The organism is [Erwinia] mediterraneensis (assembly GCF_900604315.1).
Taxonomy (GTDB): Bacteria; Pseudomonadota; Gammaproteobacteria; order Enterobacterales; family Enterobacteriaceae; genus Pantoea; species Pantoea mediterraneensis_A.
Genome location: NZ_LR026978.1, coordinates 2,593,157 through 2,615,471, shown reverse-complemented (window position 1 = coordinate 2,615,471; position 22,315 = coordinate 2,593,157). Strand labels below are relative to the sequence as shown.

At 52.6% G+C, this 22,315-nt stretch carries 47 protein-coding genes and 1 tRNA gene; 21 read left to right on the top strand and 27 right to left on the bottom strand.

Translation table 11 applies throughout. The features are described 5' to 3' along the window. Position 1 precedes the first annotated feature (1 nt). From E0E17_RS12245 to E0E17_RS12125, 27 genes are all read right to left on the bottom strand, one after another. Entirely contained in the window at positions 2–1,306 is a 1,305-nt protein-coding gene (locus tag E0E17_RS12245; protein ID WP_130834331.1) for a phage portal protein, read from the bottom strand. Continuing rightward, the gene (locus tag E0E17_RS12240; RefSeq protein ID WP_130834330.1) at positions 1,306–3,036 is read right to left on the bottom strand and encodes a terminase large subunit; all 1,731 of its coding nucleotides are present in this window, start codon (positions 3,034–3,036) and stop codon (positions 1,306–1,308) included. The genes E0E17_RS12245 and E0E17_RS12240 overlap by 1 nt, the downstream gene beginning before the upstream one ends. After that, positions 3,036–3,509, bottom strand: a complete 474-nt coding sequence (locus tag E0E17_RS12235; protein WP_130834329.1) for a phage terminase small subunit P27 family — start codon at positions 3,507–3,509, stop codon at positions 3,036–3,038. The genes E0E17_RS12240 and E0E17_RS12235 overlap by 1 nt, the downstream gene beginning before the upstream one ends. 209 nt (positions 3,510–3,718) lie before the next feature. Next, positions 3,719–4,069, bottom strand: a complete 351-nt coding sequence (locus E0E17_RS12230; RefSeq protein ID WP_130834328.1) for an HNH endonuclease — start codon at positions 4,067–4,069, stop codon at positions 3,719–3,721. Positions 4,070–4,102: 33 nt separating this feature from the next. Continuing rightward, positions 4,103–4,309 carry a hypothetical protein gene (locus tag E0E17_RS20225; RefSeq protein ID WP_165446225.1) on the bottom strand — a complete coding sequence of 69 codons (207 nt, stop codon included), beginning with the start codon at positions 4,307–4,309 and terminating at the stop codon, positions 4,103–4,105. A gap of 113 nt (positions 4,310–4,422) precedes the next feature. Next, positions 4,423–5,112 carry a KilA-N domain-containing protein gene (locus E0E17_RS12225; protein WP_130834327.1) on the bottom strand — a complete coding sequence of 230 codons (690 nt, stop codon included), beginning with the start codon at positions 5,110–5,112 and terminating at the stop codon, positions 4,423–4,425. Between the two features lie 337 nt (positions 5,113–5,449). Beyond that, the gene (locus E0E17_RS12220; protein WP_130834326.1) at positions 5,450–5,725 is read right to left on the bottom strand and encodes a hypothetical protein; all 276 of its coding nucleotides are present in this window, start codon (positions 5,723–5,725) and stop codon (positions 5,450–5,452) included. Next, complete coding sequence (locus tag E0E17_RS12215; protein WP_130834325.1) at positions 5,712–5,936, bottom strand: DUF7940 domain-containing protein; 225 nt, start codon at positions 5,934–5,936, stop codon at positions 5,712–5,714. Before E0E17_RS12215 ends, E0E17_RS12220 begins: the two co-directional genes overlap by 14 nt. Further along, positions 5,933–6,400, bottom strand: coding sequence for a lysozyme family protein (locus E0E17_RS12210; RefSeq protein ID WP_130834324.1), 468 nt, complete (start codon positions 6,398–6,400; stop codon positions 5,933–5,935). The genes E0E17_RS12215 and E0E17_RS12210 overlap by 4 nt, the downstream gene beginning before the upstream one ends. Beyond that, the gene (locus E0E17_RS12205) at positions 6,397–6,708 is read right to left on the bottom strand and encodes a phage holin family protein (protein WP_237680781.1); all 312 of its coding nucleotides are present in this window, start codon (positions 6,706–6,708) and stop codon (positions 6,397–6,399) included. The genes E0E17_RS12210 and E0E17_RS12205 overlap by 4 nt, the downstream gene beginning before the upstream one ends. Before the next feature lie 236 nt (positions 6,709–6,944). After that, positions 6,945–7,019, bottom strand: a tRNA-Asn gene (locus tag E0E17_RS12200). A 170-nt stretch (positions 7,020–7,189) separates the two neighbouring features. Next, the gene (locus E0E17_RS12195; protein WP_130834323.1) at positions 7,190–7,678 is read right to left on the bottom strand and encodes an antiterminator Q family protein; all 489 of its coding nucleotides are present in this window, start codon (positions 7,676–7,678) and stop codon (positions 7,190–7,192) included. Further along, positions 7,659–7,796 carry a YlcG family protein gene (locus tag E0E17_RS12190; protein ID WP_237680780.1) on the bottom strand — a complete coding sequence of 46 codons (138 nt, stop codon included), beginning with the start codon at positions 7,794–7,796 and terminating at the stop codon, positions 7,659–7,661. Before E0E17_RS12190 ends, E0E17_RS12195 begins: the two co-directional genes overlap by 20 nt. 100 nt (positions 7,797–7,896) lie before the next feature. Then, positions 7,897–8,259, bottom strand: a complete 363-nt coding sequence (locus tag E0E17_RS12185) for a RusA family crossover junction endodeoxyribonuclease (RefSeq protein WP_130834321.1) — start codon at positions 8,257–8,259, stop codon at positions 7,897–7,899. Continuing rightward, on the bottom strand, positions 8,256–8,546 hold the full coding sequence (locus E0E17_RS12180; RefSeq protein WP_130835538.1) for a DUF1364 domain-containing protein: 291 nt from the start codon (positions 8,544–8,546) through the stop codon (positions 8,256–8,258). The genes E0E17_RS12185 and E0E17_RS12180 overlap by 4 nt, the downstream gene beginning before the upstream one ends. Then, complete coding sequence (locus E0E17_RS20640) at positions 8,539–8,724, bottom strand: protein NinF (protein ID WP_130834320.1); 186 nt, start codon at positions 8,722–8,724, stop codon at positions 8,539–8,541. Before E0E17_RS20640 ends, E0E17_RS12180 begins: the two co-directional genes overlap by 8 nt. A 93-nt stretch (positions 8,725–8,817) precedes the next feature. Beyond that, positions 8,818–8,991 carry a NinE family protein gene (locus tag E0E17_RS12170; RefSeq protein ID WP_130834319.1) on the bottom strand — a complete coding sequence of 58 codons (174 nt, stop codon included), beginning with the start codon at positions 8,989–8,991 and terminating at the stop codon, positions 8,818–8,820. Then, positions 8,975–9,205, bottom strand: a complete 231-nt coding sequence (locus tag E0E17_RS12165) for a DUF3310 domain-containing protein (RefSeq protein ID WP_130834318.1) — start codon at positions 9,203–9,205, stop codon at positions 8,975–8,977. The genes E0E17_RS12170 and E0E17_RS12165 overlap by 17 nt, the downstream gene beginning before the upstream one ends. Further along, positions 9,190–9,534 carry a hypothetical protein gene (locus E0E17_RS12160; RefSeq protein ID WP_130834317.1) on the bottom strand — a complete coding sequence of 115 codons (345 nt, stop codon included), beginning with the start codon at positions 9,532–9,534 and terminating at the stop codon, positions 9,190–9,192. The genes E0E17_RS12165 and E0E17_RS12160 overlap by 16 nt, the downstream gene beginning before the upstream one ends. 186 nt (positions 9,535–9,720) lie before the next feature. Beyond that, positions 9,721–10,176 (bottom strand): YbcN family protein, encoded by a 456-nt coding sequence (locus E0E17_RS12155; protein ID WP_130834316.1) that lies wholly within the window; start codon positions 10,174–10,176, stop codon positions 9,721–9,723. Further along, positions 10,142–10,441: a DUF4752 family protein gene (locus E0E17_RS12150; protein ID WP_439654634.1), complete on the bottom strand. Its 300-nt coding sequence runs from the start codon at positions 10,439–10,441 to the stop codon at positions 10,142–10,144. The genes E0E17_RS12155 and E0E17_RS12150 overlap by 35 nt, the downstream gene beginning before the upstream one ends. Beyond that, positions 10,441–10,635 carry a hypothetical protein gene (locus tag E0E17_RS12145; protein ID WP_130834315.1) on the bottom strand — a complete coding sequence of 65 codons (195 nt, stop codon included), beginning with the start codon at positions 10,633–10,635 and terminating at the stop codon, positions 10,441–10,443. The genes E0E17_RS12150 and E0E17_RS12145 overlap by 1 nt, the downstream gene beginning before the upstream one ends. Next, the gene (locus E0E17_RS12140) at positions 10,632–12,515 is read right to left on the bottom strand and encodes a toprim domain-containing protein (RefSeq protein WP_130834314.1); all 1,884 of its coding nucleotides are present in this window, start codon (positions 12,513–12,515) and stop codon (positions 10,632–10,634) included. Before E0E17_RS12140 ends, E0E17_RS12145 begins: the two co-directional genes overlap by 4 nt. A gap of 111 nt (positions 12,516–12,626) precedes the next feature. Then, positions 12,627–13,493 carry a replication protein gene (locus tag E0E17_RS12135; RefSeq protein WP_130834313.1) on the bottom strand — a complete coding sequence of 289 codons (867 nt, stop codon included), beginning with the start codon at positions 13,491–13,493 and terminating at the stop codon, positions 12,627–12,629. Beyond that, on the bottom strand, positions 13,490–13,633 hold the full coding sequence (locus E0E17_RS20220; RefSeq protein WP_165446224.1) for a hypothetical protein: 144 nt from the start codon (positions 13,631–13,633) through the stop codon (positions 13,490–13,492). Before E0E17_RS20220 ends, E0E17_RS12135 begins: the two co-directional genes overlap by 4 nt. Positions 13,634–13,666: 33 nt before the next feature. Continuing rightward, on the bottom strand, positions 13,667–14,005 hold the full coding sequence (locus E0E17_RS12130) for a hypothetical protein (RefSeq protein WP_130834312.1): 339 nt from the start codon (positions 14,003–14,005) through the stop codon (positions 13,667–13,669). Positions 14,006–14,117: 112 nt separating this feature from the next. Beyond that, the gene (locus E0E17_RS12125; RefSeq protein WP_130834311.1) at positions 14,118–14,345 is read right to left on the bottom strand and encodes a transcriptional regulator; all 228 of its coding nucleotides are present in this window, start codon (positions 14,343–14,345) and stop codon (positions 14,118–14,120) included. 107 nt (positions 14,346–14,452) lie between these two features. Between E0E17_RS12125 and E0E17_RS12120 the strand changes: the two genes are divergently transcribed. The 21 genes from E0E17_RS12120 to E0E17_RS20435 all read left to right on the top strand — a co-directional run bounded on the left by E0E17_RS12120 (position 14,453) and on the right by E0E17_RS20435 (position 22,199). After that, a complete protein-coding gene (locus E0E17_RS12120) occupies positions 14,453–15,166 on the top strand; it encodes an XRE family transcriptional regulator (RefSeq protein ID WP_130834310.1) in 714 nt (237 codons plus the stop codon). A gap of 339 nt (positions 15,167–15,505) precedes the next feature. Further along, positions 15,506–15,712, top strand: coding sequence for a hypothetical protein (locus E0E17_RS12115; RefSeq protein ID WP_130834309.1), 207 nt, complete (start codon positions 15,506–15,508; stop codon positions 15,710–15,712). Beyond that, on the top strand, positions 15,709–15,951 hold the full coding sequence (locus E0E17_RS12110) for a transcriptional antitermination N peptide (RefSeq protein WP_130834308.1): 243 nt from the start codon (positions 15,709–15,711) through the stop codon (positions 15,949–15,951). Before E0E17_RS12115 ends, E0E17_RS12110 begins: the two co-directional genes overlap by 4 nt. Before the next feature lie 3 nt (positions 15,952–15,954). Continuing rightward, positions 15,955–16,179, top strand: coding sequence for a hypothetical protein (locus tag E0E17_RS12105; RefSeq protein WP_130834307.1), 225 nt, complete (start codon positions 15,955–15,957; stop codon positions 16,177–16,179). Then, positions 16,172–16,423 carry a DUF7446 family protein gene (locus E0E17_RS12100; RefSeq protein ID WP_130834306.1) on the top strand — a complete coding sequence of 84 codons (252 nt, stop codon included), beginning with the start codon at positions 16,172–16,174 and terminating at the stop codon, positions 16,421–16,423. The genes E0E17_RS12105 and E0E17_RS12100 overlap by 8 nt, the downstream gene beginning before the upstream one ends. A 42-nt stretch (positions 16,424–16,465) precedes the next feature. Further along, positions 16,466–16,705 carry a hypothetical protein gene (locus tag E0E17_RS12095; RefSeq protein WP_130834305.1) on the top strand — a complete coding sequence of 80 codons (240 nt, stop codon included), beginning with the start codon at positions 16,466–16,468 and terminating at the stop codon, positions 16,703–16,705. A 48-nt stretch (positions 16,706–16,753) separates the two neighbouring features. After that, positions 16,754–16,909: a hypothetical protein gene (locus E0E17_RS20215; RefSeq protein WP_165446191.1), complete on the top strand. Its 156-nt coding sequence runs from the start codon at positions 16,754–16,756 to the stop codon at positions 16,907–16,909. Positions 16,910–17,175: 266 nt separating this feature from the next. Continuing rightward, positions 17,176–17,364, top strand: a complete 189-nt coding sequence (locus E0E17_RS12090) for a DUF5444 family protein (RefSeq protein ID WP_130834304.1) — start codon at positions 17,176–17,178, stop codon at positions 17,362–17,364. Then, positions 17,354–17,509 (top strand): hypothetical protein, encoded by a 156-nt coding sequence (locus tag E0E17_RS20210; protein WP_165446223.1) that lies wholly within the window; start codon positions 17,354–17,356, stop codon positions 17,507–17,509. Before E0E17_RS12090 ends, E0E17_RS20210 begins: the two co-directional genes overlap by 11 nt. A gap of 14 nt (positions 17,510–17,523) precedes the next feature. Beyond that, positions 17,524–18,396 (top strand): ATP-binding protein, encoded by an 873-nt coding sequence (locus E0E17_RS12085; protein WP_130834303.1) that lies wholly within the window; start codon positions 17,524–17,526, stop codon positions 18,394–18,396. Then, positions 18,396–18,863: a single-stranded DNA-binding protein gene (locus E0E17_RS12080; RefSeq protein WP_130834302.1), complete on the top strand. Its 468-nt coding sequence runs from the start codon at positions 18,396–18,398 to the stop codon at positions 18,861–18,863. Before E0E17_RS12085 ends, E0E17_RS12080 begins: the two co-directional genes overlap by 1 nt. Before the next feature lie 22 nt (positions 18,864–18,885). After that, positions 18,886–19,218, top strand: a complete 333-nt coding sequence (locus E0E17_RS12075) for a hypothetical protein (protein WP_130834301.1) — start codon at positions 18,886–18,888, stop codon at positions 19,216–19,218. A 2-nt stretch (positions 19,219–19,220) separates the two neighbouring features. Further along, positions 19,221–19,613 (top strand): zinc-finger-containing protein, encoded by a 393-nt coding sequence (locus E0E17_RS12070; RefSeq protein WP_130834300.1) that lies wholly within the window; start codon positions 19,221–19,223, stop codon positions 19,611–19,613. Next, positions 19,594–20,076, top strand: a complete 483-nt coding sequence (locus E0E17_RS20315; RefSeq protein ID WP_207302053.1) for a hypothetical protein — start codon at positions 19,594–19,596, stop codon at positions 20,074–20,076. Before E0E17_RS12070 ends, E0E17_RS20315 begins: the two co-directional genes overlap by 20 nt. Further along, positions 20,069–20,458, top strand: a complete 390-nt coding sequence (locus E0E17_RS12060; RefSeq protein WP_130834299.1) for a hypothetical protein — start codon at positions 20,069–20,071, stop codon at positions 20,456–20,458. Before E0E17_RS20315 ends, E0E17_RS12060 begins: the two co-directional genes overlap by 8 nt. Then, positions 20,451–20,888 (top strand): hypothetical protein, encoded by a 438-nt coding sequence (locus E0E17_RS12055; RefSeq protein WP_130834298.1) that lies wholly within the window; start codon positions 20,451–20,453, stop codon positions 20,886–20,888. The genes E0E17_RS12060 and E0E17_RS12055 overlap by 8 nt, the downstream gene beginning before the upstream one ends. Beyond that, positions 20,878–21,153: a hypothetical protein gene (locus E0E17_RS12050; RefSeq protein WP_130834297.1), complete on the top strand. Its 276-nt coding sequence runs from the start codon at positions 20,878–20,880 to the stop codon at positions 21,151–21,153. The genes E0E17_RS12055 and E0E17_RS12050 overlap by 11 nt, the downstream gene beginning before the upstream one ends. Positions 21,154–21,310: 157 nt before the next feature. Further along, entirely contained in the window at positions 21,311–21,544 is a 234-nt protein-coding gene (locus tag E0E17_RS12045; RefSeq protein WP_130834296.1) for a hypothetical protein, read from the top strand. 35 nt (positions 21,545–21,579) lie between these two features. Continuing rightward, complete coding sequence (locus E0E17_RS12040) at positions 21,580–21,822, top strand: DNA polymerase III subunit theta (RefSeq protein WP_130834295.1); 243 nt, start codon at positions 21,580–21,582, stop codon at positions 21,820–21,822. After that, complete coding sequence (locus tag E0E17_RS12035; RefSeq protein ID WP_130834294.1) at positions 21,819–22,004, top strand: hypothetical protein; 186 nt, start codon at positions 21,819–21,821, stop codon at positions 22,002–22,004. The genes E0E17_RS12040 and E0E17_RS12035 overlap by 4 nt, the downstream gene beginning before the upstream one ends. Before the next feature lie 51 nt (positions 22,005–22,055). Next, positions 22,056–22,199 (top strand): DUF5405 family protein, encoded by a 144-nt coding sequence (locus tag E0E17_RS20435; RefSeq protein WP_237680779.1) that lies wholly within the window; start codon positions 22,056–22,058, stop codon positions 22,197–22,199. The last annotated feature ends 116 nt before the right edge of the window (positions 22,200–22,315 follow it).

Below are 22,315 nucleotides of genomic sequence, written 5' to 3'. Positions count from 1 at the left end.
CCTAAGCCGCCTTTTTCAGCGGGGATTGTTCGAAAGGAATATCAGGGAAAACGTAGTTATGGATTTTCAGAAGGTTAGCGGCCTGCGCTGCCTGGCTGTTTTTCTTCAGGTCTTCCAGCGGCGTCAGATTGAGTTGCACGGTATAAATATCGCCGCCTTCGATCGGAGGCATGTTTTCCAGACGGCGCACATCGTTGCGCGACATCCATCCGTTCTGCAGTGCGGTTGTGTAATACGCAGCACGCCCGGCGCTGTCCGCCCGCAGCAGACCTTCAACAGAGAACTCTGCAAACAGGTCGTCGTCACCATCCAGCAGGCAGCGGGAAATCTCCTGCTCAATGTTCACTAACAGAGGTCGCAGCGTGTTGGTCAGGAACTGCAGGTTCATTCCCTCAACGCTGGATGCCCAGCTGCTTTGCTTGTCCGCGTGACCGACCATAAACGGCGGAACACGGAACCAGCGGCAGATTTCTTCGATGCTGAATGCGCGGGACTCCAGCATCTGCGCCGCCTCGGGATTCATGGTGACGTTCTGATATTTCAGCCCGCCTTCAAGCACCATGATCTTCCCGGCATTACGGGAGCCAATAAACTTCGCCATGTAGCCGCGAAGCCTTTCCCGCTGCTCTTCATTCAGCGCGCCATCAGCACTGAGAAAACCGGAGCTTTGCAGGCCGTTCTCAAATATTTTTGCCGCCGACTCTTCAACGGCCATTGCTGAGCCGATCACGTCACGGCCAGCCATCATCGGCATCATTCCGCAGACGCCATCCAGACCGAAGCCGCGAATGTGCATGATGTTCTTGGCGGGGATAACGCGGGCCGTTGCAGATTCTGTATAGGTATATTCCAGGCTGCCATTGTCCAGCCGTTTTACCACCATATTCTGCGGAAGTAGTGGCACCAGCGAGACAAGCCGGTTACCGATCATCTTCTTCTCGACAAAGGCGTTACCACGCAGGCAAATGCTGGCTACCAGCATCAGCATGAAGCGTGAAGGCGTCATTTCGAGGTTGGGACGGCGGCAGAGTACCTGATAAGCCGGGTGATTGGTGGCGGGCTTGCGTGACCCGTCAGGCTGGCGCTCGTAAATCTTCAGCGGCAGCGTAGACACTGACTCACTGAGTAACCGTACGCAGGCCCAGACGGCGGAAAGGTGGATCGCTTTGTCAGCCGATACCACCTTTCCGCTACTACTCATGCCCATCCATTCCTGCCAGAAGGTTCCCGTCGTCAGTTCGATCGGCACACCCAGCCAGTTCAGCAGTGCGCTTTTCACCCTGCCGGGCTGTTTGTTCTCTTTCATCAGAAACCTACCATTATGGGATTATCAAAGAAGCCGCTTAAATCCTGTGGTTCTTCTCCGCCATTCAGGATGAGACGACTCAGGCCGGTAAACATCGCTACCGGGCCGTCTATCTTCGCCTCGGGCGTCGATTTGTTGGGGAAGATGTTGTCGTTCTTATCGACCTTGGCAGTGACGTTGCTCATCATCCAGGTCATCACCGGGTGATTACCGTGGTGAAGGCGACCTGCATATGCCAGAGCTTCCGTTTCTTTCATGGCTTCAGACAGGTTACGAACGGTCTGCGCCACCTCAACCATGGGCACCCCTTCTTCCGCCAGTGACAGGCTGAATTGCGTTGCGCCCCATGGGTCAAAGCCAATTTCACGCAGGTTTTCACCGGCGATCCATGCCATCAGGTCTTCTTTAATGACGGCGTGATCGACCACATCGCCATCTGTCAGTGTCAGGTGACCGCTGTCGCTCCACTTCTGATACAGTTCCGCCATCTGCCGGGAGCAGCGCTCCAGACGGCCTTCAGGCAACCAGAATTTAAAGTCTGCGTGAACATGGCCAGCAGGGGCCCGCCAGACCTTTACAGCTGCGCAGATATCGATTTTATTTGCCAGATCGACGCCAACCCACATCGGATAGGTTTTCAGCTCATGCTCCGGCGCAAGAGGCTCGCAGGCCTCCCACTTCATCATGTCCATCCAGGCTGATTCAGCGCTTACCCAGATGTTCAGGTGTTTGGTGAAAAAGTTATTGCGGGCTGATACCTGCTCCTGAGCCTTCTTAGCCAGGCGGCGCAGATCATCCCAGCGCTTACAGATGCCCAGCCCGGGATTAGCCTTTTGCCAGACTTTCTCGTCGAAAGGCTCATCACCTTCATCAAGGGTAAAAATAATCCCGAAAAAGGTGTCATCCTCAACCACGCCACTTAATACCTTGACCGCATAATCGCGCAACTCGTAACAGATCCCCTCACGGTTAAAGCCCGCAGTAGTGATTGCAAACAGCAGGGATTGTGATCGGGCACCTGTCGCGGTTTCCAGAACATCCCATACATCGCGGGTACGGTGGGCGTGCAGCTCATCGACGATAGCGCAATGGATGTTCAGGCCGTCAAGGTTGTTCGCGTCACTGGAGAGTGGCTCAAACTTGGATGCGGTTCGTTCCTGGAAAATGGCAAGCTTGTTGTAATCGAAAAGCCGACCCAGCGCGGCGCGGGACTGCTTAATCATGTTCACCGCGTCGTTAAATACGATGCGTGCCTGATCACGGGTCGTGGCCGCAGAGTAAACCTCAGCGCCGCCTTCACCGTCCGCGCCGGCCATATACAGGCCAATGCCCGATGAAAGCGTGGACTTGGCATTTTTACGCGCCACTTCGTTGTAGGCAGTGCGGAACCGGCGAACCATGACCGGGCGGCCCTTGTCACTCATCACCTGCTCACCAGTCTGCTCGTTTACCAGGGGGACAACGAAACCAAAGATGTTAATCAGGATGAAGATGTGCCAGTCCATCAGCTCAATCGGCTTGCCAGCCAGATCGCCTTTAACGTGCGGCACGAACTTATAGAAGTTCAGGATGTGCTGGGCGCGGCTTTCACTGAAGAAGATATTGCGCTTCTCCCCTTCCTGCAGATCATCAAGGAAGCGGGCACACGCCTGCTTAACATATTTACACGCAACAATTTCGCCACCAACTACGCGCTCGGCATAGCGGATTCCGTCAGCAACCTTTGCCATCAGTCCCTCGCTTTCAGGAATTCTTCCAGCGGGTCTGCTTTATCGGGCCCGCCAGCATTCACTTTGCTCCGTGACGCCGGAGTCATGCCAAATTCGGCCAGCATGGCGCGGATGCGTTTCCAGGCATCAGCTTTCATCGCTGCTGCCGGGTGTGCCTTTATCATTACGTCACCGGTCTGGGTTTCTACCCGGTAGGTATAACCTTCAGTATCCAGCGTTTCGCAGTGGCGCCGGTATTCGGTATAGGCTTCGATCAACAGCTCAAGCGCTTTGGCATCGAGCTGAGTCAGCACGCCGATATTGTCCAGCTCCTGAGCAATCTGCTGGAACCAGTACTTCCCCATCTTGTCGAGATGCTTCGGAGTATTGGGTATCCCTTTCTCCGGCTTCGGCTCATTCTGGTTAATCGGTCGCTTGGATGGGTTCCCCTTCACCAAAACCAGGTGTGACGGGGTTTTCGGTGGTCCGGGCATAGGGAAAACTCCACTGAAAGGGCACTTTGGGGGTACCCATAAAAAAGGTTTCTAACCTGCGGCGATGAAAATAAACCTGAGGCGGCGGTCCTTTAGGCCTAAGGCCCTGAACTTTTGCCCCGCCCTCCCTCAAATGGCGTCCTAATCGAGAATCATTATCATTCGAAGCGTTATAGTTTCATTTGCAACTATATTGATGATATTGATTCTCATTTGAGCCTTTCACGGGCCGTTTTGCGCTTATGGCAGGGCCAGCATAGGGCTTCGAGGTTGCTGTCCTCATCGGTGCCACCATGAGCTTTGGGTTTGATGTGATCAACCGTAGCTGCCGGGACTGGCCTGCCGTTCCTCAGACACTCCTGGCAGATGTGCCGGTCACGCTTGAGGATGCGTGCGCGGATAACATCCCATTTGCTGCCGTAGCCGCGCTGGTGCCTGCTCTGCCCGCGCTGATGCTGTTGCCAGCCTTCGTTACGGTGAGCCTCGCAATAACCTGAGCGATCTGTTGTGGTCTTTGGGCAACCTCGCTTTCGGCATGATCGGGGAATAGCTGCGGGCATATTCACTCCAATAAAAAACCTCCCGAAGGAGGTTTAGTCCGTAATCTTTTTTGCACTAGGCCAGCCATTAAATGCTGACATCTCGACGCCTTCGAATCGCTTCTCAATGTCGGATAGACTTACTGCCGAGTGCTCATCATCTGCCATATTCTCCATAAGGCGCATTTCGCTGCCTTCTGATATGGAGGTGTCCAAGTGGTTACGAAATCGGTTCGGGTTATTACTACCTTCAATAGACATGCTGACCTCTGGACTTAATCAGTCCGGACTCGCAACGCTTCACAGCGTGGCTAACCGTTATCCCTTGTCGGAGGATTCGTTAAGAGCCGTTGTGAAAGAGGCTCTCCACTCACTTATGCTGCCAGGGTGTGCTGTTCTTCAATCAGCGGCTGGCGATGGTTCCGGTCAAACATTCCTTTCAGCACTTCTTTTCGCTGTTCGAAATCCCACCCCATACTGATGAACACAGTGTTAGCTCGTTGAAGCTCAGTGATGCAGTGGATTTGCTCGGGGGTGAGGTAGTCTCGAATGGCTTCCTTTTTCCCAATCTCATGGTGTACGCGAAACTTTGCTGCCGTCATACCCAATGCCAGCCGGTTAATCAGATCGGCCTCGTTACTGAAGTGGTGCGGCGCAATCTGTTTCCCCTGCGCCTCTCGCTCATGCTTGATGGCGTCAGTCATAGGCTTATATTCGAGGCGTGCAGTGTCGCGATAGGAAACGCGAATCTGCTCTTTTGCCGCGATCGCATCAAAGGTTCGAATGACGTGCAGGTGGAACTTGGCACTGATCCACATTGCGTAGGCATAAACGAGCTCTTTGCAGACAAAGACACCGGGATGCTTACCACCTTTCTGCACGCTCACCGGCTCTACCGCCATATCTGGCGTTAGCTCTTTGACAAGGTCATCAAACGATGCAAGGCGTGAAAACCTGTTAGGTTCATGCTTTGCTTCGCCGCCAGATGCCTTGTGCAAATCGTTCAGACAGAAACGACCTTCTTTATCCTGCTTTACAGCTACGTCAAAAATTACAATCTTCATACGGATACCTATAGAAAGTGAGCCTGTCGCACAGAGAAACTCGCCCCAGAGAGGTCCGCACCTATACGGGTTTCTCTCAGGCTCGCTTTCTGTAGGCTCTGGGTTGTTGTTTGCGCGTGCGAGGCGCATAAAAAAGCCCCGCGTTAGCGAGGCTGATGTTGCTCTGTTAATGAGGGTGAATCTTCTTGGGGGTTGTCACAACTTCCCGCAGATTCTGTCCCACAGCTCGTTATGGGTGTTGATCGCCCTCACCGTCCTGATATCCATCAGGTCAGCGTCTTTGCCGTGAGTTCGGATAGGACTGAACAGCGTGCAGCTGGAGTCGGTAACGATGTACTCAGTCGTCGGTGTGGTATTTCGAGTTCCGCAGCCGGTCGCGAGCGGTGGGATCATCAAGAGAAGCATTTTCCTGCTGAACATCTTTCGCCACCTTAATGTGCGTTGACTCGATATCGGTTCTGGCTTCAGCCTGGCGCTTAATGCGCTCTGCTTCCGCTACATCGGCTTTAGCCTGCGTTTCGGTCTTTCCGACCTTCTTCCCGCCAAGGTAGGTAGCGATGATGGCTGCAATCAGCGCCACGACACCGCCGATGATAGTTTCAATGGTCATCATGCTTATTCTCCGGTGGTTTCTGTAATGTCATCCGGGAATAAACGCCGATGACCATGACCACGATGGCCGCAATGCGCATCCAGCTGGAGGGGATTTCCGCTTTCCATTCCGGCGGCAGTTCAAACCAGATGGTTGGCAACATGCCGAGAGCAATAATGGCTTTCGTTGAATGCCAGCGCCACCAGTTGCGCCAGTCGCTTACCAGCTTCATATCAGCCCCTTGTAGATGTCATAGGTGCCGGTACGCATTACATCAGCATGACGGCGGGCGCGGGCCGGAGTCTGACGGGCCCAGCGGCTGTTAAGCATTTCGTTTGCAGCACTCAGGAAGTCGCCATTCGAAATAAAAATGAGCGTCTTACGGAAATCTGCCAGACCTCCCGTTCCAAGCTGAAAGGCCATCGACGTGAGAATGTCCTCGCGCGCCGGATTGCATTGCTTCAGGGCTGCGGCAATTGCACTGTTTCGCTTCATCTCCGCCTGCTTGCTGGCGACAATCACCTGTTTCCAGACATCGCCTACCGCTCGCGGAACCGTGAAGGTGTAATTTGCCAGGCTGGCACCTTTCGGGCCAATCTTTATGCCACCGGCAACCGTGGGATAGCCGAGCGTGTCGAGATAGGGCTTTTCTACATAGCCCTCCTCAAAATTAAGTATCTGGATTATCTGGCTCACTGGATCCTTACCCCCGTCAACCTTTCCCAAAAGTAAGTCAGAGCGACAGAACCCATCGTCCCACTGACACCTGCGGCAAAAAGCATGTAATAAATATCCAGGCCGCCCGCCATGCTGAGAAAGCCACTCAGCAGGCCGCAAAATCCAGAGACAACAATCTGAGCAACCGCTGCTGCCCAACTCCATGAAGCGCGACTTTGCTTTATGTCGATGAGGTAGCGAACGAGTCCGCCCCAGCAAGCGACGCCGAGTAATATCAGCCATGACAACCCGGCAAGGTTAGGGTCTTTGTCAGGCATTCTTTTCATTTCCACCCCCACTCAAGGGGACTCGCTTTTAAGACTTGATGAAATGGTGAACTGAGCGAGCCCGGTTAAACTTCTCAATGTCACCTGAGAAATCCCCGCGCTTTACCCCTTCTTTCGAATCATCAGCTGTGTGAAAAATGCGCCCGCTGCCACGGTGAGGGAAATCCATAAGGTCGCTGTGATTGGCAGGAGCGCAAAAAAGAAAAAGGCCGCTCTGATGGCGACCCTCTGGAATGTGGCGGGCGAGGCAGGATTCGAACCTGCGACCAATCGGTTAACAGCCGATCGCACAACCCCTGTGCTTCTCACCCTGAATTTTTGGCAATAAAAAACGCCTCTCGGTTGGTAGCCGGAGGCGTCTTGATCTCTCACTGTTTACAACCAGAAAGTGATGAAACTTTTAGTACCGCAGCATCCTAAGAACACTTACGGTAGCTTACCCTTATATAGTGGCTCAATGGATCAATGAAGTCAATCCCCTTTATGCGACTTTTCTAATTTTCACGACACGTTTGCGGTTGTTAAATGCAGATAGCAGCGGATTGTAGAGAAGATACAAACTGGCGTTTAGTATTTCATCCACCTCCCGCCTGCAGGTAACCATGGACGGACGCCTGATACTTTCTCCACCCCTTCCTGACATTTTGCGAGGACTTGCAACCTTGTGGTAGTACGATGCAATGGCTCGCTTGGAAGACCCGTGAGCGTAGTAACTGAGCAGGATGCCAAAGGCTTTTTTGTCGATGTACATGACGGAGTCCACGACCTGAGAAATCAAGAGTCCGTCGTCATCATTGCACATTGGGCGGGATGGATAAGATTGCGGCTCAACAGTCGCCATATACTGCGCTATGACACTGCTCTGGCGCTTTTCCAGCCTTCCTGAATAAACCCACGCGCCCCAAAGCTCTAACCATCCATTCAGCCAGTCATGCTGCTCTTTGGTGAGATTAAGCTCGCGTACCGGCATAATTCGCTCCTATCATTTTCGCTGTTCGTCTTAATATCTGGTAATCCACGGTAAATCCGCCCTTCCGCCTATAGAGGCGCAGGTGTAGCCATTTCTCTCTGAGGTATTCCGCTATCATTTCTTCCTCCGCCGGGGTTCGGTATCCCATGACTGCCAGTGAGCGGGCTGTATGGTGGGTTCTATGGGGCGGAACCGGTTAAGTAGTCGGGTTAGCCAGGTCATGCGGCCTCCAGTTCGGTGATGACGATTAGCAGCTTCCCGCCCTGCACTTTTTCCCGACGCCGCACCCGGAAATCATCAATCTGCTCGTCGTCCACCATGAATCCGGCGCTGGCAAGCGAATCGAAAACAGCCTTCTGCAGGTTGTCTAGGTCGCGGCGGCGCTTATCGGGGGCGTGGGCATCAATGGTGATTCGGAGTCGTGCTGTGGTGTTTATTGCGAGGTTTGCTGCGGTGATAATACTGTGTACTGCGGTTCGGTATTTCTTCCCTTTGTCGCTGATGTAGTGCCTTCCTCTGGCATGTCGCCAGTAGGTATTCACTGTCGGCGGCCAGGGTAACTCCAGCCTGTAATCGTTCATCGTTTCACTTTGCCCTCCCTGAGCAGTGCGTTCTGCGTGCGGATAACGCCTTCCAGATGCGCTATGCGGGCCTCAGTGGCGTCACAGCGCCGTGTGCGCCGGTCTATCTCGTCATGGCACCCTGAGCAGGCCCACGCGCCGAAAAGGTCGTCTGGCTTCATTCCGGTTCCGCATATGCCAACCATGCGGTAGTGAGCGAGCACAACAGTTTCAGGGTTGCCGTTACAGACGCCGGGTAATCGCACCTGGCATTCTCTGCCCCGGGCTTCTTTGCGAAGATTACTCATCATCGCCTCCCGTCATGTCGAAGTGAGGATCGGTTAGCGTCCACAGGTCGAGACACTCTGCGCAGGCATAGACTTCCGATGGCTTGAGGCGTATTCCACAACCAACGCAAACCAAAGCAGATGGCTCGCCACTTCCAGTACGGCGACTTGATGAGCTGGTTACTTTCGGCTTCTTCATAGAGATAATCCTGCTCGCATTCTTCGCATGAATGCCCGTAGTGATATTTGTCTTCTGAGGTTAGGCAGGTGTGGCAGCGGCAGCAGCGTTCTTTCATCGTGTGAGCCTCATTCTGTTAGCCATGGCCGCGCGCAGTCCGCCCAGGTACTGGAAGGTTTTGATTTGCGATTCGGTTGGCTGGGGTTTTCGTTTACTTCTGCGGCGCGGTACTTGGTAGATGGCGTGAGACTCATAACGTTGCCATAGGGATTTACGCTGTCGGGCCATCGCCAAGCTCCTTAATCAGTCTGTCGATGTACCAGCGCGCTTTGTTCACATCCTCAGCGCCGTTCTTTGCCTCATACCGCCACAGATACTTAATGATGTTCGCTACACACGCCGCCTCGATGCCCTGCTTGTTGACGGTGGCTGCGGCTATGGCGTCGATACATTCAATGCCGCCCTGCGTGTAGTGCTTCGGATGGTTTACTGCGTCATGCATTGGCGGGCTCCTGCAATCCGGTTGTTGAACTCCACCAGGCGGGAGTGTTTCCGACATTGCTCAATGGTGCTGACCGGTGCCGGACGGGACGCCATCTCTTCCGCATAGCTTTTCCCGAATTTCGGATACCGGGATGCCAGGCGGAACTCATAGCCTTTCGCGCGCTTCATTTTCTTCCGTCGGATCAGGCCATCACGGAACGCCCGGGCGAGCGCCTGACCGGCTGCTTTGTAAGAAAGTCCCGCCCCCTGAAAGAACAGGGTTGCTTCTGCGGATGTGGATGTTGCGTGCCCTGTGAAGAGCTTTTTGATTAATTCAGCGTGGTTCATGCTGCGCTCCTGAGTTGAGTATTTACCGTGCCCTGCTGGCTGGTCGTGAACATGGGGTAACGGGTCGGGTCGAATGGCCCGTTTCCATTTCTGCGGCGGTGGTCTGATAAACGCTGTAAGGCTTCTTATGGGCGTGAGAAAGCCACACAGCCTCTTCAATAGCTGCGTTAATGTCGGTGAATGTGGTCATTGGTTCTGTTTGTCTCGCAGTTTTGCGTATTCGCTGTCGTCTGGCACCGTCAGCCTGCATCCGATGTTCAGCGCCCAGCCTTCCACCTGGGTGAGGTAGAAATGCATGTCGCCGGTATCGAGGTCTGAGGTGTGCCGCAGCGTGCGGATAGTGGTTTTCTCTCCCGTGACGACATCAACCATCTCCCGCTCCTCGTAACCGAGATAGGTGTGTTTCATCGCGTCTTTCACCCATTCCGGAGACGCAAAAGGCTTACCGCGCCGGATGAGAAAGGCGCTGATTTCTGCGTACCACATGTGGGAAAGAGAGTTCTGAGAGAGGCTGCGCTTATCGCGCCAGGGCTTTATTGTGAGTCTGTAGCATTCGCCGGATTCGAGCAGAGGTTGAAGCTGTTGCCCGATGGCGCTGAAGTTTGATTTATGAAGGCGTATGCCGTCCTTCGGTATCTCCATCGGCTTCACCTTTTCTGTACATCAAGATATTCAGATCGCCTTTAGTTGCTACCCGCATGGTGCTACCGTCCTTTAGCCGGTCAAGCTGGAATGCGTCGTACAGCTCGTTGACAGCCTTCTGTCTACGCGATTCCTTCCTTCGCTTATCCCACTGCTTAGCCACTAAAAGTACGAACCATTCGAAGGCCTTGACGACAATGAATGCGTAGCTAATTGCCATGAGACCAATCATCATCCACTCAGAAATGCTGATGCTCTTATCCATCACTTCCTCTCCTTCAGCTCATCAGTCAGGATCGCGTGAATGTCACCGGCAAAGATAGCGCTGTGCTTCAGCAGATCTTTTGCCTCTTCCAGGGTGCGGGGTTCGCGTTCCATCAGCTTCTGCCAGCCCTCGGCAATGTTTCTGGCCTGAGATAGCTGCCGGGTGCAGCTGGGGAATTTGATTATGTTATTCATGCGTACTCCGTAACATTCTCGCTCGCCCATGCCTGGTCGTATTCATCTGCGGGCATGTTGGCGATGTAGTTGTAAGGCGTTGCGCCGTCCATCATCAGGAACTGGTGCGATTGCTCGTGAAGGTAAAGCGGTATTCCGCCTTCCCAGCCTTCTCCGTTTCGCTGCTTCTCCAGCATCAGAACCGAAGCTGAACCGGCAAGGGCGGCCTGCTCTTTTTCATTCAGAGGCTCATTCATGTGCTGCTTCTGTAAGGCTCTCTCCCTGACCTTGTTACGCCAGATGATGAACAGGTTGTCGGTCAGGTCAGTAATAGCGCCAGTGCCTTTCACATCCATCTTGCCGGTAGGTTTTTCCTCGCTGTCTCCCTTACGGCTGTGCGTCACCATGATGACGTGGCTGTTGGTTCGGTTCTTGAAATCACATACCGCGTCAACAAACGCTTTCTGGCCGTTGTAGTCGTCGTCGCCGATTCCACACTTCATCAGGCTGTCGATGATGAACAGCTGAATGCCGTAGCGGCGATGGGCGTACTCGAAGATTTCCAGAAGGCGATCCGCTTTTGCGGTGCCGGTCAGGCCGAACAGCCACAGGCGGTCGTCGTAGAAGTTAAACGCCGAGTCGATTTCCATCTGTGGCGGCAACTTCAGGCAGGTAGCCTGACGGGTAAGTCGCTTCAGTAACGCGCCGGGCTTTAACTCCAGAGACGCCACGCATGATCTGACACCCTGCCGCATGGCTTCCAGTACCATGTGACCGACAACTTCAGTTTTCCCGTGCCCGTTCACCCCATTGACGATAGTCAGCTCTGCCTCGCGGAAGGCGAAGTTGTGGTTCAGCGTTTCCCACGGGCTGCGGAACAGGCACTGCTCTTTGCCGTAGAAGGCGTTGATGGTGTCCTGATAGAACTCGCGGGCGCTGTAGAGTTCTTCCGGATCGAAGTAGGCCGCACGCTCCAGAACATCGATAACCTCATCGGCGGTCATGCCTGCCTGCAAGCACTCGTTGATGTCTTTGTGAGGCAGGTTAACCAGTCGGCAGCGGTGTTCCCCGAGGCGGGATGCGATTTCTCTCGCAGCGGTCTGCCCTACTTCGTCGGAGTCCATTGAAATCCAGATTTCGTCGAAGCGGTCGAGGTTGTGAAATTCAAATTCAATCCACTGTTGTTTTGCCCCCTTACCCCCGCCAAACGGAACCGAAAGCGCCGGAAGTCCGTACTGGAAGTAAGTCATGCAGTCGATTTCACCTTCGCAGATAACAACAACCCGGATGTTTTTCGGCATCGCCTGCCAGCCAAACAGGCACGGCTCGCAATCCCCTTCGGCCATAATCACCTTCTTCCCGTCAGGGCGCTCAGTGCTGATGCGCTTTACCTGCAACAGCTCACCGTCGCGCTTGTAGGGGAAGGCCAGCGCATCAAGCTCACGCTCACCGTTCCAGACCTTAGCCGAAGCCACTTCAAACGCCTTCGCTGTCTCAGCGGTGATGCCGCGGGATGCAAGGTAGTCGATGTGCTTTTCGGTTTTGGTGAGGTACTTGCTGATTTTCTTGCGGTCGGGGCGGGAAAATTTCTTTTGCTGCTTTGCTGCGAAGTGGTGGTCGTTATCCTTGATGCCGAGAAACTCTTTCGCTTCCGTCATCGCCTGGTGTAATCCGCAGTCCTTGACGGCAACCCACAGGTCTAACAGGTCGCCTCCGCTGCCTTCTGCGAAATCCTGCCAGACTTTCTTGCCTGCCAGATTCACCTTCAGGCTTTTCCCTGACTCCCCGTTAACGCTTCCTGCAACCCACTCATGTGCCTCTTTTTTGCCGTTTGGCAACAGGTATCGGGCTACCCTGTCGACCTGATTCCACAACAGGTCACTTAATTCGGCTGGCGTCATCAGCATGACCTCAGTTGGAGTTTTTCAAACCAGAACCGGACAAACGCAGCGCTCAGCAGGCCGTGGTTATATCCGGCAATCAGCAGTGACTTAATCCGTGGCTTCATGTGATCACCTGTCGATAAACACGTAGCCAGACTTGGTTACTGTGATGGCTGATTTAACGCTGCTTGAAGTAGTTGCCGCTGCTGGCTTCTCGTCATTCCAGCGCTGGCCGTTGAGGTAGCTGGCCGGTAGTAGCCGGTCAAAGCCAAACTGCTTACTGGCGATGCGGGCTGAAATGTCATCTGCCAGCATGGTCGCAAACTCCTCTGCGGTTCCCTTACTTATCGAGCGCCACTCTTTGAACTGAGTGCGAAATGCTGAAGATGCGTTTTTCTTGCCAGCCTTACGCATTCCTGCACACCAGAAAATGGTTTCGAATGCCCGGTCTGTATCCTGATTTTTTGTTGCAGTCTTAGCGGACTTTTCACACACCGTCTGAACTTGTTCGGACATAGTGTTTTTATTGTCTTTCTTTTCTTTTGTAATATTGTCTTTTGTGGTTAGCAGGTTCTGCTTAATGCAATTAGCAGGTTCCGCTAAGGAATCCTTAGCAGGTTCCGCTAATGTTTTGCGGAATCCGTTATTCTTTGTTTCCCACTCAGAAATGTTGGTATTCATGCCAACTTTCCGGCCTTCCTGAATCAGTACTTTCTTTCTGACCAGATTATTCTTGGCGGTAGAGCAATGCGTGTAATGCTTATCAATCATCTCTGACAGCTGCTCATTGCTGATCCAGTCCATCTTCTTGCTAAATCCGTACGTCTTGCGCCAGACGGCCATCAGGATGCACAGCTCCGTCTCAGGCAGACCAGAACACATTGCAGCATCAAGAAGGTCATTAGCGAGGCGCAAGAAACCATCTTCAAGCTGCGCCACTTTACGCTCCACGGGTTCTCTGGGAACCCCGAAAGTTGCATACGCTACGTTACTCATTTGCCCTTCTCCTTCGCTTTATGCTCTTCCAGGATGCCTTTCAGCTTCTCGGCGACCTTCGGGTTGAAGCCTTTGCAGAATTCGATACGGGCAAGGTTTTTATGCATTTCAGCCTGGTAAGCTACATGTTTCTTTGGCATAATTTCTCCTGTGAATTGTCCTAGCTATTCGCATCAGGCCGAGATTGAGTTGCTGCTCATCTCGGCTTTTTCTTTGGTCATTTCCAGCTGCAGGCTCGCGAATTTCATCGCCATCGACATGAGCCAGCGGTACTCCTCCAGAGAGACTTTCTTCTCCCCTTTCAGCACGAAATCTTCCACACCACTTGCGGCCAGTGTTTCCATCAGCTCCGGGTACTTCTCAGTCCGGCGCAGGATGGTTGAATCAGCCACATCGAGCAGCTTCGCAACGACTGACTGGCGGGTATTGCTCAGCGCCTGATGGGCGGTAGACAGTAAGTGACGACCGATAAAGGCGATCGTTGGTGATTTGCGTGGTTTTGCTTGTTCCATTTAGTAGTATTCTCTTGTTGATTAATTAGTTACATGAGCAAACCGTGGGGTTTGCCACTTAATGATTCCCTGGTGTTCCGAGGGAGGTCAGGTTATTAAAGAGCGGTACTGCTTACGCTGCCTTGTTGGGATTCGGGAACAGCGTTGGTAAGTCCGGACGGATCTGATGAGCTTTAATCTGTCCGTTTGTTGCTCTAACCAGAGAAGCAACGTTATGGGGCGCTACCTTTGCCTTGTTATGCAGCCATTTCTGTACGGCCGCCTGACTCACACCGCACGCTTGGGCCAATCCCTTTTGCGTGCCGACAATGGCAATGGCAGTTTTAATTACTTGGTTCATAAAACCACCTCCGTTGTAATGCAGTACTAAATATATAACTATGGTTGTTATTTTGCAAACACTTTAGTTGTTTGACTGCGTATTACTACGGTTGTATTTTGCGCGGCATGAAAATGACACTTGCAGAACGACTAAAGCTGGCAATGCGCAACGCGAATGTGACTCAGGCATCACTGGCTGAGCGGATCGGCGTGTCGCAAGCAGCAATACAGAAGCTAACTTCAGGTAAAGCCAAGAGCTCTACGAAGCTAGTTGAGATAGCCAGAGCATTGGATGTAAGGCCTGAGTGGCTTTCCGATGAGAATGGCGAGATGAAATCCTCTAACCGCGTGAGTGAAATACCGGGCAGCTATGATGTTGTGCCCGTCGATCCCTGGGATAGCACAACCCCTTTGCGCTCAGATGAAGTAGAGGTACCGTATTACAAGGATATTGAGCTGGCTGCCGGAGACGGTAGCTTTGCGGAAGAGGATAATAACGGGTTTATGCTTCGTTTCTCTAAGTCGACACTCCGCAAGGTTGGTGCTGACACCAGCGGTGAGGGTGTAATTTGCTTTCCTGCTTACGGCAATAGCATGGAGCCCATAATTCCAAGCGGAACTACGGTGGCTGTTGACTGCTACAACAAGAAAATCATAGATGGGAAGCTGTACGCTATCAACCAGGACGGCCTGAAGCGCATAAAGCAGCTTTACAGGAAGCCGGGAGGAATGGTCGTCATTAGAAGTTTTAACAGGGATGAATATGCAGATGAAGAAATCCCTGAAGAGAAAGTGGAAGTGATGGGAAGAGTATTCTGGTGGTCCGTTTTAGACGTCTAGCTTTTACATAACAAGAACCCGCTTCGGCGGGTTTTTTATTGCCCCAAGTAAATTTCTACAACTTTTTTCCTTTCAAAAACAACCACAAAACAACCACCATCAAAATATTACAACCACAGTTGTTGACATGATTACAACTATAGTTTTAAATGAACCCATCAGCAGGACGCTGGCGCAGTACGAAACGGATATCAGCTCTTTAACAATATGACCCTGTGAATACACAGGCCGAGGCGAGTGCTTCGGGAATGGTGATGACCTACGTTGGCCTAAGGCGGGACGGGAATAGTGGATAGAGCGCCACTCGCCATTCACCCAAGCACTCATCGAGGAATACCCATGAACAAGCAGCAATTTAAAGCAATGCGTAGTGAATATCGTCAGCGTGCAGGTCGTTACGCTCGCAACGGCTGGCGCAACCTTTTCGGTGACCTGCAGGAGGAAATGCCTCTGATGGTTAAGTGTCTACCGAGTGATCGCCCGGTTTCAATCCGCGTCTGGCTGAAGCTAGACGATATGCGTCGTGCCAAAGAGGTGTCTGCATGAACAGAAATCAACGCCGTATGGCTGCCTTCAACGCAAAGAAAGCAGCTGAAGCAATGAACGAGTCGCGCTTCGAGAAGAAAGTGGCTCGTGCGCTGTCTGGTTGCAGCTTAAACGTAGCCAAAGCAACCACCCTGCCGAGTCTGCGTGATCGGAATGAAGGCGGTGCTGTATGTCTGCCGGCTGTGGCTATCTACAGTGCGGGTCATCGCAAATCTAAAGACATCGTAACGGCGAGGTGAGAGATGATTGAGCAACTCAACTTTTATATGAATCAGGCATCGCCTGAGCTACTTGAAAGTCGTCGAGAATACATCGAGCGGGTCATCGTCGGAAAGCTTAAGCGCGGCATCGAGATATTCAGGTCATGGCCGCCAGAGTTTGCCACCACGCCAGAATCAAAAGTACTTATAGGCGCATACGAATCTGGCCTTACATTCTTCACTGAGAGAGGTTTCAACAATGCCTAATCCATTAACTCTGGGGTTCTCCCCATTAAGCGGAAAGATTTATGCAGGGCGCAGTAAGCCAGTTAAGGGTGCTGCGCCGGGTGTGCGCCAATTCACCGGTGACAAGGTAGATGTAACGGATGATGCGCTGGGGTGCGTGGCTGACAAGCTTCTTAAAGAAGGTAAGCCGGTGCGATGGGATTTAGGCGACGGGAAAATCCTGACGCTAAGCGCGGCGATTAGCGAGCCAGAACAGGCTGAGTAATCGGCCTTTTTTATTGCCGGTGATAAGCCGATGGAGGGATAGATGATAAACACGGATTACCCCAGCGATCTCAAAGAGAAGCTGGGAAATGCAGTGGCCGGCTCATTTGCTTCATGCCTGTATGAGCAGGAATACCGGGCTGTAACGTCAGCGATTGTTGAGTTTCTCACAGCGCTAAACCTGACAGCTGAAGAAGTCAGTGAAGTTCTGCGGCGAGCAGACGGTAGGGGCGCCGATACCGACCGATGTATCGACGAAATAATCGAAGCATTTAACGATTAGAAGCCCGCCACCGAGCGGGTTTTTTATTGCCTGTAACAGGAGAAGAAGATGACCAACGAGAATTTTGGTTTTGATGAGTGGATGGACTTTCTGCGCGACCATGCAGCAAAGAAAGGTGGCGCGGCAAACTTTCCTGATGAGTGGCAGGAGGATTATGAAGCCGGGCTTACCCCTGAAGAGGCTTGGAGCAAAGCCTGGGATTAATTAACAGCGCAATGGCTTGTCACGACAGGCCATTACGGTGTTAATCACCACTGCGCACTGCGGTACGCAATCCAATAGCTATTAACCCTTTCGCCCTGGCAATGCCGGGGCTTTTTTTTACCAACACCAAATGAATTAAGGACACCAACGATGAATATGGCAATCGCTGGTTGGCCCGTCGTTGGCCAGCCGCTACCTAAACGAAACCCGCTCATTGAGCTGCTTATCCGCATAGCAAAAACACTTAACCAGAAAGGTGAGCCCTTATGACGATTATCCCCGTTAACGGAACCATTCTGGTTCAGCAAGGCAATCGCGAATTTAACAAGTTGTACGAAGAATCGTTTCCCGACACGAAAGAGGGAATGAACAAAGCCGTTATGTGGGCCAGCGCTATATCGCTCGGCTGGCATGACTGTCAGGACCAGGACTGGGAGAAGCACCATGCAGCATGATGAAGACGCTTTTATCGCACTGATGGAGGGCATGCTGGGTGATCTGGCAGACCCTATGACATACGAGCAAGCCGCAATGGATGCGATTGCTGATTACCGCACGGAGCAACAACAGAACCGCATCGACTGGTGCGCCCATAACTGACACTGAGGTGTGAGATGAAATTTGAAAAAGCCATGAGGAAGAAAGCCAAGCTGCGGCTGGCACTTACCGGGCCAAGTGGTTCAGGGAAGACGTATAGCGCGCTGCTGGTAGCGAAAGGCATCGGCGGACGCATTGCGGTCATCGACACGGAAAAAGGCAGTGCGTCGCTCTACTCTGACGTTGCTGAATTCGACGTCCTGGAGCTGGATCCGCCATTTACGCCGGAGCGCTTCATTGAAGCTATCAGCGCTGCCGAGCAGGCCGGATATGACAGTCTGATCATCGATAGCATCACTCATGAATGGGGCGGCGTTGGCGGTTGCCTGGAGCTCGTAGACACCATCGCTAAGACGAAGTATCGCGGCAATTCATGGTCAGCATGGAGCGAGATTAACCCGCGTCACCGTTCGTTCCTGGATGCGATTCTGCGCTCCTCAATGCACATCATCGCCACCATGCGCAGCAAGACGGAAACGGCTCAGGTTGAGGAGAACGGACGCAAGAAGGTCGCCAAGCTCGGCATGAAGTCAGAGCAGCGTGATGGCGTCGAATACGAGTTCACCACCGTGCTCGATATCGGACACGAAACGCATCATGCGATCGCCAGCAAGGACAGGACGAAGCTCTTCAGTAATGCCGACCCAGTGGTTCTCAGCGAGCAGACTGGCAAGCAGTTGCTCAACTGGCTGGAGTCTGGCGCAAATCCTGCTGAAGAGTCGCTGAAGGTATTCACTCAGTCAGCGGCTGAAGCAGCCAGCATTGACGACCTCAAGCCACTTTTCGAAGAAGCATGGCGCACCCTGCGCGGCACCGAATATCAGGCTAAGGCCAAAGAAATTTATGACATCCGCAAGGCGGAACTTGAGCAGAATAGCGAGGCAGCATAATGGCTACACGTGGGGTAAATAAAGTCATCCTGGTTGGGAATTTAGGGCAGGATCCGGAAATTCGCTATATGCCCAGCGGAGGGGCAGTAGCTAACATCACCCTGGCAACGTCAGAAAGCTGGCGGGATAAGCAGACGGGCGAAAACAAGGAAGTTACTGAATGGCACCGCGTAGTTTTGTTCGGAAAGTTGGCGGAAGTCGCGGGCGAACACCTGCGCAAAGGTTCGCAGGTGTACATCGAAGGCCAGTTGCGAACCCGTAAGTGGCAGGACAACAGCGGGCAAGACCGCTACACCACGGAGATTGTGGTTAACGTTGGTGGAACCATGCAGATGCTGGGCGGCAGGCAGGAAGCCAGTCAGGGAAACCGCCAGCCACAGTCACGGAGTCAGCCGCAGCGTGGACAATCTACGCCACCGGCCAACAATGAACCTCCGATGGACTTCGACGACGACACCCCCTTCTAACGCTCACCAGTAAGGCTCTCACATGACCAAACCTCAGTCCGGGGCGGATTCGTCACGCCCGTACAGAACCGACATGCACGGATTGCCATACCTCGGCCCTGAGGCATTGAGAGCCGCAAAGCTGAGGATACGCATTCAGCGGATGATTCTTTCAGTAGACGAACACGACAGGCTGGCAGAACTGGAAAGCACCGAGGAAAAGGAGCGCTTCGTCGATGAGATAGCGGAACGCCAGAGGCTGCAACGGAATGCAGCAATGACTTCTTACTACCCTGCCCGACCGCTGGTTAAGCAGGAGAGCTATATCAACTTAGCCTATCCCGAATGGGCTGATAAGCATTACCACGGGGATTAAATATGTCAGTCATTTGCGATTACTGCGGTAAGGATGCCGCGCTTGTATCAGGAAAGGAAATGTACCCCCACCGCCCTGATTTGTATGGCCTGCAATTCTGGAAGTGTTCGCCATGCGAGGCATGGGTAGGTTGCCACAAACGCTCCAACGCTGTTCCGCTTGGGCGCCTGGCAAATGCAGAGCTACGAAAAGCAAAAAGTACAGCTCACGCAGCGTTTGACCCGATCTGGAAATCAGGCAGGAAAAGCAGAAAGAACGCATATCTATGGCTGAGTCGAAAGCTCGGCATTCCTTTCAAAGACTGTCATATCGGAATGTTTGATGTCGCGACGTGTTCCGAAGTCGTCAGGGTTTGCAACGAAATGGAGAGTTTTCATGACAATCAAACGCTATAACCAGGCATTTCACGAAATGGCCGGGGGCTTTATGCAGGCGCATCATGAAGGGGAATATGTGAAGTGGGAGGATGTGGAGGAGCTGGCTGCGGAGCTTTGCGCCGTTGAGCAAATCCATTCCGAAGCCGTTTTCGTCACTGATGAAGATTACGAACAATGCCCCTCGAATGTTCAAAATATCATCAGGCATCTTGCGGTTATGAAGATGCCCGCATACGAAGCCCTTGCCAACCAGCTCCGGGCGGAGGGCATTCACTTTGTCGCCAATCGTATGCTGGCAGCATGGGAAAGCGGGTTTATCGATGACACACCGGAGCAGGCTTTAGATATCTCCGGCGCAGTGTTAAGCACTCTGGAGTTCTTGCCTAACGCCTCTCCCGAAGAATTTAAGCGTGATTACGCAGATGAAGTTCGCTCAGCAATCGACGCCCAACTCCGCGACAAAGGAGGCAGCAATGGCTGATATTCAGAAGCTGAAAGAACTGGCTATGGCGGCAAAGCAGGGAGGCAGTAGAGATGCGCAGATATGGAATTTCGTAAATCAGGTAACTCCGGCCACCATTCTTGAGCTGATTGCCCGCTTAGAGGCAGCAGAGGAGCTAAATAATCATCTGGAATTAGCTGTTAGAAAGGCTGAGGGTGTAAGTGCAGCTCTGAGAAAAAGAGCGGAAGATGCAGAAAATAAATTGTTATTCACCCGCGCCGCGCCGCCAGCGCCGGTTAAGTTGCCGGAGCCTTATTGCGTCGTGTGTGACTACGTTTATGACGCGCAACAACTGCGAGACGCCTTAGACGCCGCAGGGGTTAAATGGGTGCGGAATGGGGAGGAATCGAAAGATGAATAATCAGAAAATGACAAATGAAGAACGGCAGGCGCTGATTGCGTTTGCGGAAGATGTTGTAGAGCGCGGAGAGGAGTTAGGATACAGCTCAAGAGAGCGTCAGGTATTCAGCATTGCGCTCGCCAGCCTGAAGTCGGAGCCGGAAGTATACGAAGCAGAGATAAACGGCGTGATGTCGTCTGTAACGAAGTCTCATTACGACGATTGCAAAAAGTACGGCGTAAAAACACGGGTACTCTACACCGCCCCGCCCGCCTCGGCTATCGCGCTGCCGGATGAGATTGTCGGCTGGGTGCGTGAAGAGGATGGAGACAGTCGAGACCCGCTTTTCCTGTGCGGGAAAATTAAGCCGTTTCCCGATGGCAAGGCGTACAACAGCAAGTACTTCCCGGTCAAGCGCCTTAACGGGATGGAGGTGAGCGATGGTGAGTAAAGAGCGGCTTGAGCAGATAGCGAGCGGCGTGGCTTACGGCTTCGACCTGACAGAACGCACCCAAATAGCAAGGGAGCTTCTCGCCTGGCGCAAGGCGGCATCCGAACCGGTTGCCTATTACTGGTTTAACGAAAGCGATTATGGCCGTGATGTCTCGCTGACCTCACCTGAAGAAGATGATGACGCTGCAGACGCATTTGAAAACGGCTGGCAAGTGGAGCCGCTTATCCGCATACCGAAACTGACCGGAGGTGATGAGTGTTAGCCGGATTCGTTCTCCTCGTTACCTCCACCTTCCCTGTCGCTATGCCAGTATCAGAAACAATTTACCCCACCCTTGAAGCCTGTACGCAGATGAAGAAGCGGATTCTGGAGCGTAAGCCGTTTGCTCAGCTTGAGTGTGGTGAAGTAAGGAGATGATTATGATTAGTGATCAAAGGCTGGAAGAAGCTATTCGAATGGGAGCTGAGGATGAGCTATTGTCAGCATCAGAAACGGCGGCATTAGCAAAAGAACTGCTGGCGCTGCGCAAGGCGTTTAGCAATCCAGTGGCCTACTATGGCGACGGCGCTTATTACAACACCCTCAAAGCAGCAACTAAAGATGGCTGCGAATATTATATAGAACCGCTGTACGCCCGACCTGTTCCAGAATAATCTCACCGAGATATACTCCACTCAGGAGGAATCGCATGACACACAATATCGCAGCACGCAGCAAAGAAGAAAGGGATAAGGTTAACGTCGATTTAGCCGCATCCGGCGTTGCTTACAAAGAGCGCATGAACCAGCCGGTTATCCCGTATGAAGTGGAGATGCAGCAGCCGGAAGCGTTGCGGCCGTACTTTCAGGAGCGGCTTCAGCACTATCGCAGCCTGTCACAGCAGTTCCCGCGCGGCGGCGATCCGGTTTATCAAAAGGAGAGCAAGGAATGACTACCAAGAAGTGGTTTGTTTCATATGAAATCGAAAAAGAAGTACACCCACCAATCAAACTTCACACCTTTGTTGAAGGTTATGACGGAGAGGTTGCACTTGATGAATGGATAACATCCAAGTGCGAGCGCCTTAATCTTGAGAAGGAAAATATAAACATTCTTCAATTCAACCTCATATAAAACCAACCTGCTCCGGCAGGTTTTTTTATACCCAAAATTTGGAAAAACAACATGCAAATCAGTATTAGTGAAAAATACGTGGTCACTGGAGACCAGTATCAGTACATCCTGAATGAGCGAAAGACGGTCAAGGAAGGTAAAAACGCCGGAAGCGAATACCAGCAGACGGTTGGATATTTTCCGAAGCTTTCGTAACTGGTGGCGGCCCTTCTTCATCTTGAAGGCCGGACTGCCGACGTTGCCTCCCTGGAGCATCTGGAGAAATATATCGAGCGCGTAGCTGCGCAGTGCGAGCAGGCTTTCAAGGAGGT